Below are 14,271 nucleotides of genomic sequence, written 5' to 3' on the forward strand. Positions count from 1 at the left end.
AATGGAGCGGACAACGGGGCTCGAACCCGCGACCCCAACCTTGGCAAGGTTGTGCTCTACCAACTGAGCCATGTCCGCTTGCGGGTTATTAATTTACGCGAGTTGTCCAAAAGACGCAAGTACTTTTTTCAAAAAACTTGTCTGCCGCATGTTCTTAGTAGCTAAACGCGCTAAAGCGATTGGCTAGGCACACGATTCCAGCGCTCCGCTAAACAGCTTCACCATCTGCACGCGCGTGCCGGCGCCGTCCGTACGACGAGCAACCTCCACGTTATCGACGAGCATACGCATAAGCTTGATGCCACGGCCGCGCTCCTCAGATGCGACCGGTTCGCTCGTTTCATCGATAGAATAGCCGGCACCCCGATCAAGCACCTCAACCACAACGCGATCGCCATAGGCCTGAACCGTCAGGACGCACCCGATACCGCCCGCATGGTCATAGGCATTACCCAGCGCCTCCCCCGACGCCAATGCGACATCGTAGCGCTCGTCACGGCGCAACGGAAGCGATTCAAGGAGTTCGGCGATGCGATGTCGGTAGTATGGAAGATTCTCGATACCCTGACGGACCTCGACGCTCTTACTCCAGCGAGGCAGCTCCCCCACCGGAATGGCGGGAATAGACTCCCGTGCCGGCCCCGCGACATGAAGGATATCGACAAGACGAGCAATCTCCAAAAAGCGAACAACTTCACCTGATGCATTGACGAGCGAAAGCAGGCCTTCTCGCCTCATGAGCTCACGAGCGCGCGTAAGCAGGAATGCCAAGCCCGTCGAATCGATAAAGCTAACAGCCTGACAGTTGATGACAACACGACGCACGCCGCGGCCAATCAAAGCATCCAACCGCCGACGCAGCGCAGGCACCGTGGCGATGTCGATATCGCCTGGTGGCGTCAAAACCGCTATGTCATTCCACTCATTCATACGACCATGGTTCCCCAAAAAAGCCCACTCGATGCATTCGTTTCCCCAACCGTGCGGATTCAGCCCGCCCAGCGTCGTCTATGAACGACCCTGTAAAAACTCAAGGGACACCAATGCAATGTCATCGTCCAGCGCCGATTCGGTAAATCGGTCAAGCTCGCCCAAGACCTTGCCGCAGATTCCCGATACGCCCTCACCCGAGACAGAGAGCAGAAGGTCACGAAGGCGCTGCTCGCCAAAGAACGCTCCGGTGCGGTCGCGGGCCTCAATCGTTCCGTCCGTATACATGAAGAGCATGTCGCCGGGAGCGAACGTAAACACGCCTGTCTCGTACACCATGCTCTCAAAGGCACCGATTACGCCCGATTGGCATCCAAGCAGCTCGACCTCTCCCCCACGGGCCTCGCCACCACCCAGCGGCATCGACTCTGGCCTGATGACCATGGTCGGAGGATGGCCCGCCGAACAATACGTTGCGCGTCCGGCTTTAAGGTCAATCTTGGCGATAAAGGCCGTCACGAACGTCTCGACCCTCGAGAAGCCCATGAGCATGCTGTTAAGGGAGCGTGCCATGCGGGCCGGTCCAGCGCCCTCCCAGGCATATGCCGTCAGGGCCGTCTTGACGAGCGCAGACATCGATGCGGCCTCAATGCCTTTGCCAGACACATCACCCAAAATCATGACGGCGCAGTCGTCGGGAAGACGGATGAGCGTATAGAAATCGCCGCCGACCAACGCCGAGTTCGTGGCCGACAGGTACACCGAATCGGTTGCGATACCCGGAACATCCCCCAGGGAATTTCTCATGCCGATCTGAAGGGTCTGAGCGATATGGCGCTCCTCGCGCTTTTGAGATTCGCCCTCGTAGATCAGTTCAAAGTCATGCGCTAAGTGCACCAAGTAGTCATATTCAAGGTCATCAATCGGCTCTTGGCTACCATCACGAAGCAGCAGCGCGCGCGTCGTCGGGCTCTTCGCAACAGAAGCAGGAACAATCGCGTCGTTACTGTGCTTGCCATCACCCTCAGAGCGCGGGCGCCCCGCCTCGATGCCGGAGTCGACGTAGAGACCTTGACAAGGCAGACCATGCGCCCTAAGCCAGCCTCCCATAGGCATCGATTCGTCAACGCGAGTTATACGAACGTGTTTAAGGTCCTCGGCACTCGTACCGCCCAAAACAGATGCCTCAAAGCCATCAGGGCCAGCCCCCAGACGTGCCGCTGGCGCCGTCGTGGAAAAGAAAAGCTTCTCAGGGTCGTCCGGCAAGGCAACGCGACTGCCGCCTTCAAAATCTATGACGTAGGAATCCAGACTGGCGTCATACTCAACAGGACAAAAATGGCAGTTAAGCATATTGCAGATCTCGGACGATACCGCCTGGGTAGCCGCGGCAGAATCGTCTAGAAAGGTAAACAACTCATCACGCAAGACATTGAGCGAGCGGCCAAGCTCGGCCGTGCGACGGGAGCGAAGGCTCGATGCCATACCGACCAGCTGGATAGACAGGTAATCGCAAATGACCTCGAGCACATTAACGTCATAGGCGAGCGGTGCCTGAGGGCGTTTCCAACCAACTTCCAGCACGCCAAGGATCTGCGTACCGTAAAAAACGGGAAGACAGATCTCGCTGCGGTACGGAGGCATATCCTGCATGCGCAACAGGTGCTTAGAACGATTGTCCAGGTCCATAAACATACCGGAGGCGGCCTTATCACCCTTAAGGTCCTGTTGAATCGACAAGCGACAGGCACGCGACTCACGAAAAACATACGTCGGAATGCCAGCGCCATACGGCAAAAACTCAGGCAGGTAGCTGTCGTACAGCTCCTTGGAAACACCGCGAAGTTTAAAACCGCCACTCTCAGAAAAATAGATAGCAGCACCCGAAGCATCGAGCGTTCCTACAAGCTGGTTCAAAACGGTATCAAGTAGGCTGGGCAGCTCATCGGAGCCCACGGTACTCATAATGACCGAGAGCGTGCCAGAGAGGCGCTTGTTAGCCACTCTAAGCTCCGAAAGAGCACGCTTGAGCTGACGGTCGTGCGAATACTGTTCTTCGATGCTATGGAGCGCCACCAGGACACGTGGCGCGCGGCGCCCAAAGATGCGTGGAGGCGTTACGGAGCCCGCACGAACCAAGACGGGGATAAAGGAGCCGTCACTCAGCTTGAGCATCAGTTCGTTCTCGGAGCCATCAGTTTCAAATGGCAGACGATGTTCCGTCGCACGTTCAAAAGCGGACGAGTACAGGACGTCTTTAACATCTCCACCAATGACGTCGGCGCGTTCCTCGCACATCAAACCAAGTAAGCGATTATTCACATGCAGAATGGTTCCGTCGAGCTCGCAGATGATGACAGCATCGCTCGTGATCTCGACTAGTTGGGCAACGTCTGCCCACTCGTTGCGTTCAAGCGTTTCCATCGTGGACCCCACCGTCTATCGGTAACAAAAAAGCCTCCGAAGAGGCTTCTCAAATGCGATGGTGTCGGAGGCGGGACTTGAACCCGCATGACCAAAAAGCGGTCACTAGCACCTCAAGCTAGCGCGTCTGCCAATTCCGCCACTCCGACATGCTATGTTGTTGATTCACGGTTCGTTTTGTTGGACCCGCGCGTTCAACGAGGAAGATAATAACCTATGATTCGAGAACTGTGCAAGCACTTTTTTCAAAAAAGTTTACGAATTTGTAAATGCGCAGATAGACTGACCTGTTCGGGCAGGAATGAGGTTGCTTTCCAACGCGTCCTCGGGCATGCGGCATTATTTTGATCTGCGCTTCGCGCTACAAAATAATGCCGCCCCCTGCGGAATGCGTTTGAAAGCAACCTCATTCCTGCCCTAGGGACACATGCTTCAGGCACAGTTCTCAAACATGTTCTGGGGGCTGATGCAAATTTGGTGGCTCGGCTTTGCCGAGCCCTTATATGGGGAGGTCGGAGCTAAAGCTCCGGCCTCACTCAATTTCTCATCAGATTAAGTGAGCGATCAAGGAATCGCACCCCTCCCTGCCGAGTTACCGCAGGGCGGGCCCGGACGAGAACAACCGACTACAGGTCGATGTGCGATTCCTTGATCGGGAACGGCTCCGCGAAGTGGCACGCGCAGCAGTGACCCGGTGCGACTTCCTTAAACTCGGGAAGCTTCTCGGAGCAGATACCCTGCGCGATCGGGCAGCGCGTGTGGAAACGGCAGCCGGTCGGCGGATCCAGCGGTGACGGCGGATCGCCGGCGAGGATGATGCGCTTACGGGTCTTCTGGATATCCGGATCGGGAACCGGCACGGCAGACAGCAGCGACTGCGTGTACGGATGGTGAGGCTCGCTATAGAGCGTCTTCCAGTCCGAAACCTCAACCATCTTACCCAGATACATAACGGCAACGCGATCGGAAATGTGCTGCACGACGGACAGGTCGTGAGCGATAAACAGATACGCGGTACCGAACTTGTCCTGCAGTTCCTTGAGCAGGTTCAGAACCTGGGCCTGAATGGACACATCCAGAGCGGAAACCGGCTCGTCGCAGATAATCAGCTTGGGCTTCAGGGCAAACGCGCGGGCAATGCCGACACGCTGACGTTGACCGCCGGAGAACTCATGAGGATAGCGGTTGATGTGCTCGGGGTTCAGTCCGACAACGTCGAGAAGCTCGCGGACACGCTCAATGCGCTCCTCCTTGGTGCCCACGCCGTGAATGGTCATGGGCTCGGAGACGATCTCGCCGATGGTCATGCGGGGATTCAGCGAAGCATAAGGATCCTGGAAGATAAACTGCATCTCGCGACGCATGTCCTTGATCTCATGCTTGCTCATCTCGGCAACATCTTTACCCTGGAAGAACACCTTACCGGCGGTCGGCTTGGTCAGGCGCATGATGGTACGGCCCGTGGTGGACTTACCGCAACCAGACTCGCCGACCAGGCCAAAGGTCTCGCCCGGATAAATCTCGAACGAAATGTCATTCACAGCAGAGACGACACGCTTGGAGAAGCGCTTGGCGAACATGCCGGACTCAGCGGGAAACTCCTTAGAGAGGTGCTCGACCTTCAGCAGCGGAGTACGCTCGTTGGTATCTGCCATTACGCCTCGCCTCCCTTCTTGGAATCCTTGCGCGTACGGGACGTCTCAGGAGCGTTCTTGAGGAACTCGGGGTCACCGGAGTAGTGGCACGCAGAGTAATGACCAGACTCGGTGACAACGCGCTCGGGGCGCTGCTTGCGGCACTTGTCCGTCGCATAGGGGCAGCGAGGAGAGAAGACGCAGCCCTCAGGCAGGTTCATGAGCGAAGGCGGGTTGCCGTGAATCGGCGTCAGCGGCTTCTTCTCCTCGATGGCCTGCTCCGGGATGGAGCGGATAAGGCCCCAGGTATAGGGGTGACGGCTCTCGTAGAAAATTTCCTCAGCAGTACCGAACTCGACGGGACGACCAGCGTACATAACCATGATCTTGTCGGCCATATCAGCGACGACACCCAGGTCATGGGTGATCATGATGATGGCGTTGCCGTTCTTCTCCTGCATTTCCTGCATAAGCTCAATAATCTGAGCCTGAATGGTAACGTCCAAGGCAGTCGTGGGCTCGTCGGCAATCAGAATATCGGGGTCGCAGGCAAGAGCCATAGCGATCATGACGCGCTGACGCATACCGCCAGAGAACTGGTGCGGATACTCATTGACGCGCTTCTCGGGCTCGGGAATACCAACAAGGTCCAGAAGCTCGGTGGCACGCTTGAGCGCCTCCTGTTTGGAGTAGCCACGGTGCAGACGAAGGCCCTCGCCCACCTGCTTGCCGATCTTATAAACCGGGTTCAGGGAGGTCATAGGATCCTGGAAGATCATCGCGATATCGTTACCGCGAATGTGCTGCATCTCTTCCTCGGTCATTTCGAGGATAGAACGACCGCGATAGCGAACGTCGCCGCCCTCAATCTTTCCCGGAGGCATCGAGATGAGGCCCATGATGGTCATGGCGGTCACGGACTTACCGGAGCCGGACTCACCGACGACACCCAGGGTCTCGCCGCGATCGAGCGTGTAGGACACACCGTCGACAGCGCGAACGACGCCGTCCTCGGTATGGAAATACATCTTAAGGTCATCGACCTCGAGCAGATGCTGGCCCTCGGGAACCGGCTGGTCCTTCAGGTCCACATAGTTCTTGTTCTTCTTCATCCTTATGCGTCCTTCATCTTGACGTCGAGGGCGTCGCGCAAACCGTCACCCAGCAGGGTGAAGGCGAGCACCGTCGAGAGAATTGCCAGACCGGGCATGATCATCATCCAGGGAGCAGTCAGCAGATACTGCTGACCGTCCTGAATCATGGAACCCCACGAAGGCGTAGGCGGAATGACGCCCATACCGAGGAAGGACAGAGCGGACTCGGTCAGAATGGCGCCACCAATGTTCATGGTCGCGTAAACCACGATGGAAGCGACGGAGTTCGGGAAGATGTGACGCACGACGATACGAGCATCAGATGCACCCATCGCGCGCGCAGCGTCAACATAGTCGTTTTCCTTGACCGTCAAGATTGCAGAGCGGAAGACGCGCGCAATCGAAGGCCAGCCGAGAATACCAATGGCGATAAAGACGTTCTGAAGACCACGACCGATAACGGCGATCATGGCGACAACGAACAGCACGTACGGGAACGCCAGGAAGATGTCCGCACAGCGCATGATGATCGTATCCCAGATGCCGCCGTAGAAACCGGCCAGAGCACCCATGACCAGACCGATCAGCGTGGAGATCGCGGTGGCCATAATGCCGACGGACAGCGAAACGCGCGCACCGTAGATAACACGGACGAGAATGTCACGACCAAGGGCGTCGGTGCCAAACGGGTGCTCTGCACACGGAGCCAGCAGCGACGTCTCGGCCATGGTGGTCGAGTCGGAAGCCGTCGGCGAACCGAGCCAGGGCTTAGCCCACAGATCTGCGGTCAGTGCAACCACAACGACGATGATGATCCAGCAGACACCGATAACGGCGAGCTTGTTCTTACGAAGACGCTTAAAAGCGTCGCCCCACAGCGTGCGGGACTTGGCGGGAGCAGATGCGGCCTTAGTGGCGGTAGCCTGCTCCTGAGACTGAGAATCAGTTTCCTGCATGAGACGTACCTCCCTTAGGCCTTATCCGACGGACCGCCAAGGCGGATGCGCGGGTCGAGGAATGCATAGCTAATGTCGACGAGCAGGTTGATCACCATGACGACGACAACGATGAGCGTAACGCCGCCCATAACGATGGGCCAGTCACGCATGCTAATGGCGCGATAGACCTCATAGCCGATACCAGGCCAGTTGAAGACCGTCTCGGTCAGGATGGCGCCCGAAAGCATGCCACCAAAGTCGACACCAATATAGGTAACGACGGGGATGAGTGCATTCTTAAGCGCATGCTTGATGATGATCGCACGATTGGAGAGACCCTTGGCCTTTGCCGTACGGATGTAATCCTGGTTCATGACATCAAGCAGCTGCGAGCGCATAATGCGGGCAGCATAAGCGGTCGAAACCGAAGCCAGCGTAATGGTCGGAAGCACATAGTGCATCCAATCCTGATACTGAGAGCTGGAACCGCCGGCACCCGAGATCGGCATGGAGAATGCACCGCCCGTGGCGTCCTTGAGAATGACGCCAAAGAACAGCTGCAGCAACATACCGAGCCAGAAGGCCGGGACAGCAACGAGGATCGACGTGGTGAGCGTAACCAAAATATCCCAGAAGGAATAACGCTTTACCGCCGAAATGATACCCGCACCGATACCCATGATTGCCTCGAGCACGATGGCGCACGCGGCTAGTTTGACCGTATACGGATACTTCTGGGCAAAGATTTCCGTAACCGGCAGCTTACGCTGGTACGAATTGCCCAGATCGCCATGAAGCAGGCCGTTCATGTAATACAAGTAACGGTCCACGAGCGACGTTTGAACGGGGTCGCCGTTCTCGTCAAGGATCGCGTTGCCGTCCTCGTCCGTCTGGACCAGGTGATAGCGAACGCGAAGCTGAAGCTCCACCTCGGGGGACAGAGCCTTGTCTCCACCGATCAGTTTGATCGGATCTCCCGGCACGATATTCTGGAGGGCGAACAGAATCAGCGTAACGCCCAAAAACACCGGGATGAACTGAAGCACACGTTTAACGATGTACTTACCCATACCACTCCCCTATCTAGGGATTAACCTAAATGGGATGCCGATCGCCAGACCGGCATCCCAAAATTACCATCAGCCAGTTTACCCCAGGTTAGGGAGAACTGTATGTTTCCCATGAGGTCTACGTAAATACTTGACCCTCACGGAAGCTGCAAACTCTTAGGCGAGCTCAGCGGTACCCAGATCGGCGTGCTTCTGCGGATCGACATAGAGGTGCTTAATGCGATCGGAGCCGGCGATGGTGTGCGTGTAGAACATCACCGGGATGACCGGGCAGTCGGCAGCGACCATTGCGTCGGCCTCCTGCATCTTAGCGACGCGCTCCTCGTCGTCAACAATAGTACGAGCCTCGTCGACCTTGGCGTCGAACTCGGGGTTGTTGTAACCGGAGCGGTTGTCGCCACCGAGGGAGTCGGAGTGGAACAGCGGATACAGGAAGTTGTCCATGATCGGGTAGTCGGCAATCCAACCCAGACGACCGAACTGATAGTTAAAGTTCTGATACTGCTCGAGCAGGGCAGACCACTCAGGGGTATCGGAGACAGCGGTAACGCCAACCTTGGCGAGGTCGCCGATGATGGACTCCATGATCTCCTTGTGACCGCCGTCCTGGTTGTAGGACAGGGTCACGCTAATGCCACGATCCCCGTTAGCGCCAGCGGGAGCAACCTTGTCGAGGTACTCGTTAGCCTTGTCGACATCGTAGGCGCAGAACTCCCATGCGCCCTCCTTGTAGCCATCGATGCCCGGAGGAACAATGCCGTCGGCAGGGGTACGGGTACCCTTGAAGATGGTCTTGCAGATGGCCTCACGGTTGATGGCCAGGGAGATGCCCCTACGCAGGTCGGCGTTGTTGAACGGCTCGGCCGTGGTGTTGCAGGTCAGATAGTACGTGGAAGGCTCGGCGCCGAGCAGCATGCGCTCGCCGTCACCCATGGTGTAGCCGTCCTTGGACACGCCGCGATCCTTCTTGGCGGCATCGATCTGAGCGACGGGAACGTCGCAGACATCGAGGTTACCGGCCTGGAACTCCTTGTAAGCGGTCTCCATGTCCTTGATGACCTGGAAGTGGATGCCATCGATCTTGGCCTTGTCGCCATAGTAATCGTCGAACTTCTTGACGTTGATCTCCTGGCCATCCTCCCACTTGCCGTCCATCATGAACGGGCCGTTACCGACCGGGGCAAGATAGAAGCTCTTGACATCGGACTCGGCGCACTCGGGAACCGGGGCCAGAGCCGGATGAGAGGCGACGAAGGGGAAGTCAGCGTAAGCGGAAGCCAGCTTGACGACGAGGGTCTCATCGTCGGGGCAGGTAACACCGCTGAGCTCGGTAGCGTTACCGGCAAGCAGATCGTCATAGCCCTCGACCATGGAGAGGTGATAGGAGACCTCGGAAGGGCCGTACTCGGTAGCAACAGCCGACTTGGTGTTGACCAGACGCTCCCAACCGAGCTTGAAGGACTTGGAGGTAACGTCGTCACCGTTGTGGAACTTGGCCTTCTTGATCTTGAAGGTAAACTCGGTAGCGTCGTCGTTGGACTCAAAAGACTCGCAAGCCAGCGGAACGATCTCGCCCTTCTCGGCGTCGTAAGAGGTCAGAGCGTCAAAGAGCTGGTACTCGACCTGAGTGCCCTGGTCCTCCTGGACGTTGTAGGGGTCGATGCAGACCGGGTTGTTGATGTAGAAGTTCAGCGTCGAACCGGACTCAGAACCGGAAGCGTCGCCGCCCTTCTTGCCGCATGCGGCAAGAAAAGCCATGGAGCTCGCAGCGAGGGTGCCGCCAACAAAGGCGCGACGACCCATAACGGGCTGGTGGAACATAGAATCAGCCATGCCATCCTCCTTATGAGATAGGACAAAGAAATGTTCAGTCGGACGCATGTCGAGACAATCCGATCCGAACCATCAAAACGCCGCCCGCTGCAATGGCTGGTTATGCACAACGGTCCAACGTTTTGCAATACATTAGCGCATTTTATGCACGATTTGGGGCTAATTCCGGTTAACGGTCGAGAATTTCTTTAGTTGGGCGAAGTATGTGAGGATATTTTGACTCTGTTACAAATATGTAAACAAAAAGGGTCCCGCACTTGCGGAACCCTTTTCAAGTATTTTATGCGGCTCGTGCTTAGTAGCCCACGATGCCCTGCGGGAAGAAGAACATGCACAGCACGACGCACACGGCAAACACGACAGCCATGATGACGGTCAGGCGGTCAAGGTTCTGCTCCATAACGCCTGTGGCTGAACTGGAGTTATACAGCGAGCTAGCGATCATATCCGAAACGCCGGTACCCTTACCGGAATGCATCAGGACGAGAATCGTCAACGCCACGGCAGAAACAGCCCAAACGACAAACAGAAGAATCTGGAACGGACCCATAGATAAGCTCCTTAATAGAACAATTCAAACTCCAGTACTGTACCACAACCCCCTGCTCTCCCCTACCTGCCACTCGAGGACGGGGTGAAAATGGCAGAAATACCAAAAAGGGGATTGTCCGGTTGTGGACAACCCCCTTACTAGAAAACGGTATTTGTTTTCTATTGGGCCTCGGTGGCGAGCACACGACCCGTCATCTCGGCGGAAGGCTCAATACCAGCCATGGTGAGCATAGTCGGAGCGATATCGGAAAGACGGCCGTCCTCGATACCGGTGAGCTTCGCCTTCTCATCAACGATGATGAACGGCACGCGGTTAGTGGTGTGAGCCGTAAACGGATGCTTGGAACCGTCGGAAGCAACGTCAAACATGTGATCGGCGTTGCCGTGGTCGGCGGTGATCAGCGCAAAGCCGCCCTTGGCGAGAATCGCCGGGACAACCTTGGACAGGGCATCGTCAACAGCCTCGACGGCCTTAACGGCAGCGTCGAAGACACCGGTGTGACCAACCATGTCGCAGTTCGCGAAGTTCACGATGTAGAAATCAGCGCGATCCTCGTTGATGGCGGCGACAAGCTTCTCGGTAACCTCGGGAGCGCTCATCTCGGGCTGCAGATCGTAGGTAGCGACCTTGGGGGAAGCGACGAGCACGCGCTCCTCGCCCTCCTTGGGCTCCTCGATGCCGCCGTTGAGGAAGAACGTCACGTGGGCGTACTTCTCGGTCTCGGCGGTGTGCAGCTGCTTCAGGCCGTTGGCGGCGATAACGTCGGCCAGGACGTTCTCGGGGAACGTCTTGGGGAAGGCGACCTCGACATCAAACGTCGGATCGTACTCGGTCATCGTCACAAAGTGCGAAAGCTTGATCTGCTCGCGCTCAAAGCCGTCGAACTCCTTGTCCGTGAACACGCGGGTCATCTGACGGGCGCGGTCGGGACGGAAGTTGAAGAAGATGGCCGCGTCGCCCTCGTGGATGCCCTCGTTGTGGGCAGCGAAGGGCTCGACGAACTCGTCGCCGCGCGGGTCCTTCTCGTAGTAGGCCTTGATGCCGGCAACGGGGTCTGTATCGGCATCGGACGCGTTGACCATGACGTCGTAGGCGCGCTGGATGCGCTCCCAACGATTATCGCGGTCCATGGCCCAATAACGGCCCGAGACGGTGGCAACGCGAGCGTCGCAACCGGTCTCCTCGGAGATCTTAGCCAGGAAGGCGCAGAACTCACTCATGTAGCCGGCACCGGACTGCGGGTCAACGTCGCGGCCATCCATGAAGGCGTGGACGCGAACGGTCTTGACACCGTGCTCGGCAGCCATCTTGACCAGAGCCTCGACGTGGTTCATGTGAGAATGAACACCGCCAGGGCTCATAAGGCCCATGAGGTGCAGGGTCTTACCCTCGGCCTTGACGTCATCCATAGCCTTGACGAAAACCTCGTTCTTGGCAATGGAGCCGTCCTTGATGGCATTGTTGATGCGCGAAAGCTCCTGGAACACGATGCGGCCGGCACCGATGTTGAGGTGACCCACCTCGGAGTTGCCCATCTGGCCGTCGGGAAGACCCACGTCCTCGCCCGAAGCGCCGAGCGTAGTGTGAGGGTACTTCTCGTACAGGCTATCAAGGAAGGGCGTCTTGGCAGCGGCGACGGCGTTCTCGCCATCAGCCGGAGCAAGGCCGCAGCCATCCATGATGATCAGGAGTGCAGGAAGATGACGCTGTGCCATATGTCCTACTCGCCTGCCTTGACGACCATAGAGGCGAAGTCGGCAGCCTTGAGCGAAGCGCCGCCCACGAGGGCGCCGTCAACGTCGGGCTTGGCGACGAGCTCGGCGATGTTGCCGGGCTTGGCGGAACCGCCGTAGAGAACGCGGATGCCGTTGGCGAGCTCCTCGCCGAACATCTCCTTGAGGGTCTCACGGATAGCGCCGCAGACCTCCTGAGCGTCCTCAGCGGTAGCGGTCTTGCCGGTGCCGATGGCCCAGATGGGCTCGTAGGCGACAACGACCTGCTTGGGGCAGGTGATCTCAAGACCAGCAAGGCCAGCCTTGACCTGGTTCACGACGTGCTCGACATAGGTGCCGGCCTCGCGGACCTCGAGGGACTCGCCGCAGCAGAAGACGGGAACAAGACCGGCGGCAACGAGGGCCTTGGCCTTCTTGTTCTGATCCTCGTCGGTCTCGTGGAAATAGTCGCGACGCTCGGAGTGGCCGATGATGCAGTAGGTGCAGCCAGCGGACTTGAGCATGTCGCAAGAGGACTCACCGGTGAAGGCACCCTTGGCCTCCCAGTACACGTTCTGTGCACCGAGGGCGATGGGGGCAGCCTGAATGCGGTCATGAACCGTGGTGATGTCGATGGTCGGAGGGCAGACGAGCACCTCGACGCCAGCCGGAACCTCGGGCAGAGCCTGAGCCAGCTCGTCGGCGAGCTTGGCGGCCTCGGCGACGTCGTTGTTCATCTTCCAGTTACCAGCGATAAGAAGGGTGCGATTAGGCATCGAGAAGCGCCTCCACTCCGGGCAGGGCCTTACCCTCGACGAGCTCCATGGAAGCGCCGCCACCGGTGGAGATCCAGCTCATCTTGTCGGCCAGGTTGAACTTGTTGACAGCTGCGACGGAGTCGCCACCGCCGATGATCGAGGTGCAGTCGGCCTCGGCGACAGCCTCGGCGATAGCCTGGGTGCCGTGAGCGAAGTTGTCGAACTCGAAGACGCCCATGGGGCCATTCCAGAACACGGTCTTGGCGCCCTTGACGGCCTCGGCGTAAAGCTCCTCGGTCTTGGGGCCGATGTCCATACCCTCACGGTCGTCGGGGATAGCGTCGGAAGCGACAACCTCGGGGACAGCGTCCTCGCCAAAGTGATCGGCAACGCGGTTGTCGATGGGGAGCAGGATCTTGACGCCCTTCTCCTCGGCCTTCTTGAGCATCTCGCCGGCGCGCTCGACCCAGTCCTCTTCCTTGAGGGACTGACCGACGGACAGACCCTGAGCCAGGAAGAAGGTGTAGGCCATACCGCCACCGATGATCAGGGTGTCAGCGGAGTCGATGAGGTGATCGAGAACGCCGATCTTGGAGGAAACCTTGGAACCGCCGACGATAGCGACGAAGGGGCGCTCGGGCTCGGCGAAGATGCCGGTCAGCGTGTCGACCTCCTTCTCGAGCAGGAAGCCGGCGACGGCAGGCAGGTAAGCGGCGGGGCCCACAACGGAACCCTGGGCGCGGTGAGCGGTGCCGAAGGCATCGAGAACGAAGACGTCACCATAGGAAGCGAGCTTCTTGGCGATCTCGGGGTCGTTCTTCTTCTCACGCTTGTCGAAACGGACATTCTCGAGAACGAGGACCTTGCCCGGCTCGACGGCGGCGACAGCCTCGGCAGCCTTCTCGCCGTAAGTGTCGGCGACAAAGGCAACGTCCAGACCAGAGAGCTCAGCGAGCTTCTTGGCGACGGGCTCGAGGGACAGCTCGGGCTGGAAGCCGGTGCCATCGGGACGGCCGAGGTGGCTCATGAGGATGACGCGAGCGTTGTGCTCAACGAGGTAGTTGATGGTGGGCAGGGCAGCCTTGATGCGGGTGGTGTCGCCAACGACGCCATCCTTGATAGGCACGTTGAAGTCAACGCGGACGAGAACGCGCTTGCCGTCGACATCGATGTCGCGGACGGTCTTCTTGGTAAAGGCCATGTTTGCTTCTACCTTTCGTACGTGTCTGCCTCCCATTACGGCAGACGATTTCCTATAAAAAGGGCGCGACCCTAGGGTGTAAGCCCTATAAGGCCGCGCCCTTCTTTAGACGCTCAACGAGCTA

The 14,271-nt window shown here is 58.0% G+C and carries 11 protein-coding genes and 2 tRNA genes; all 13 read right to left on the bottom strand.

What is annotated here, in order from left to right; genetic code table 11:
• Positions 1 to 2: 2 nt before the first annotated feature.
• Positions 3 to 78, bottom strand: a tRNA-Gly gene (locus I4W07_RS03070).
• 105 nt (positions 79 to 183) lie between these two features.
• Positions 184 to 930 carry an anti-sigma factor antagonist gene (locus tag I4W07_RS03075; RefSeq protein ID WP_055286928.1) on the bottom strand — a complete coding sequence of 249 codons (747 nt, stop codon included), beginning with the start codon at positions 928 to 930 and terminating at the stop codon, positions 184 to 186.
• 78 nt (positions 931 to 1,008) lie between these two features.
• Positions 1,009 to 3,354: a GAF domain-containing SpoIIE family protein phosphatase gene (locus I4W07_RS03080; protein WP_196025582.1), complete on the bottom strand. Its 2,346-nt coding sequence runs from the start codon at positions 3,352 to 3,354 to the stop codon at positions 1,009 to 1,011.
• Between the two features lie 59 nt (positions 3,355 to 3,413).
• Positions 3,414 to 3,503: transfer RNA gene (locus I4W07_RS03085), tRNA-Leu, on the bottom strand.
• A 477-nt stretch (positions 3,504 to 3,980) separates the two neighbouring features.
• Positions 3,981 to 5,009, bottom strand: coding sequence for an ABC transporter ATP-binding protein (locus I4W07_RS03090; RefSeq protein ID WP_022094888.1), 1,029 nt, complete (start codon positions 5,007 to 5,009; stop codon positions 3,981 to 3,983).
• Positions 5,009 to 6,100: an ABC transporter ATP-binding protein gene (locus tag I4W07_RS03095; RefSeq protein WP_022094887.1), complete on the bottom strand. Its 1,092-nt coding sequence runs from the start codon at positions 6,098 to 6,100 to the stop codon at positions 5,009 to 5,011. The genes I4W07_RS03090 and I4W07_RS03095 overlap by 1 nt, the downstream gene beginning before the upstream one ends.
• Before the next feature lie 2 nt (positions 6,101 to 6,102).
• A complete protein-coding gene (locus I4W07_RS03100) occupies positions 6,103 to 7,038 on the bottom strand; it encodes an ABC transporter permease (protein ID WP_035138881.1) in 936 nt (311 codons plus the stop codon).
• A gap of 14 nt (positions 7,039 to 7,052) precedes the next feature.
• Positions 7,053 to 8,090 (bottom strand): ABC transporter permease, encoded by a 1,038-nt coding sequence (locus I4W07_RS03105; RefSeq protein ID WP_117637996.1) that lies wholly within the window; start codon positions 8,088 to 8,090, stop codon positions 7,053 to 7,055.
• A gap of 156 nt (positions 8,091 to 8,246) precedes the next feature.
• Positions 8,247 to 9,923: a peptide ABC transporter substrate-binding protein gene (locus I4W07_RS03110; protein ID WP_230317448.1), complete on the bottom strand. Its 1,677-nt coding sequence runs from the start codon at positions 9,921 to 9,923 to the stop codon at positions 8,247 to 8,249.
• A 295-nt stretch (positions 9,924 to 10,218) separates the two neighbouring features.
• Positions 10,219 to 10,473 (bottom strand): preprotein translocase subunit SecG, encoded by a 255-nt coding sequence (gene secG, locus I4W07_RS03115; RefSeq protein WP_006236144.1) that lies wholly within the window; start codon positions 10,471 to 10,473, stop codon positions 10,219 to 10,221.
• Positions 10,474 to 10,634: 161 nt separating this feature from the next.
• Entirely contained in the window at positions 10,635 to 12,191 is a 1,557-nt protein-coding gene (gene gpmI / locus I4W07_RS03120; protein ID WP_196025584.1) for a 2,3-bisphosphoglycerate-independent phosphoglycerate mutase, read from the bottom strand.
• Positions 12,192 to 12,196: 5 nt separating this feature from the next.
• Positions 12,197 to 12,964, bottom strand: coding sequence for a triose-phosphate isomerase (gene tpiA / locus I4W07_RS03125; protein ID WP_022094882.1), 768 nt, complete (start codon positions 12,962 to 12,964; stop codon positions 12,197 to 12,199).
• Positions 12,957 to 14,147 carry a phosphoglycerate kinase gene (locus I4W07_RS03130; protein WP_022094881.1) on the bottom strand — a complete coding sequence of 397 codons (1,191 nt, stop codon included), beginning with the start codon at positions 14,145 to 14,147 and terminating at the stop codon, positions 12,957 to 12,959. Before I4W07_RS03130 ends, tpiA begins: the two co-directional genes overlap by 8 nt.
• Between the last annotated feature and the right edge of the window lie 124 nt (positions 14,148 to 14,271).

It is taken from the genome of Collinsella aerofaciens (assembly GCF_015670745.1).
Taxonomy (GTDB): Bacteria; Actinomycetota; Coriobacteriia; order Coriobacteriales; family Coriobacteriaceae; genus Collinsella; species Collinsella aerofaciens_T.

Excerpts from the sequence above, each read along its gene's own strand:
- I4W07_RS03075 (WP_055286928.1), bottom strand. The coding sequence starts at position 930 with ATGAATGAGTGGAATGACATAGCGGTTTTGACGCCACCAGGCGATATC.
- I4W07_RS03080 (WP_196025582.1), bottom strand. The coding sequence starts at position 3,354 with ATGGAAACGCTTGAACGCAACGAGTGGGCAGACGTTGCCCAACTAGTC.
- I4W07_RS03090 (WP_022094888.1), bottom strand. The coding sequence starts at position 5,009 with ATGGCAGATACCAACGAGCGTACTCCGCTGCTGAAGGTCGAGCACCTC.
- I4W07_RS03095 (WP_022094887.1), bottom strand. The coding sequence starts at position 6,100 with ATGAAGAAGAACAAGAACTATGTGGACCTGAAGGACCAGCCGGTTCCC.
- I4W07_RS03100 (WP_035138881.1), bottom strand. The coding sequence starts at position 7,038 with ATGCAGGAAACTGATTCTCAGTCTCAGGAGCAGGCTACCGCCACTAAG.
- I4W07_RS03105 (WP_117637996.1), bottom strand. The coding sequence starts at position 8,090 with ATGGGTAAGTACATCGTTAAACGTGTGCTTCAGTTCATCCCGGTGTTT.
- I4W07_RS03110 (WP_230317448.1), bottom strand. The coding sequence starts at position 9,923 with ATGGCTGATTCTATGTTCCACCAGCCCGTTATGGGTCGTCGCGCCTTT.
- secG (WP_006236144.1), bottom strand. The coding sequence starts at position 10,473 with ATGGGTCCGTTCCAGATTCTTCTGTTTGTCGTTTGGGCTGTTTCTGCC.
- gpmI (WP_196025584.1), bottom strand. The coding sequence starts at position 12,191 with ATGGCACAGCGTCATCTTCCTGCACTCCTGATCATCATGGATGGCTGC.
- tpiA (WP_022094882.1), bottom strand. The coding sequence starts at position 12,964 with ATGCCTAATCGCACCCTTCTTATCGCTGGTAACTGGAAGATGAACAAC.
- I4W07_RS03130 (WP_022094881.1), bottom strand. The coding sequence starts at position 14,147 with ATGGCCTTTACCAAGAAGACCGTCCGCGACATCGATGTCGACGGCAAG.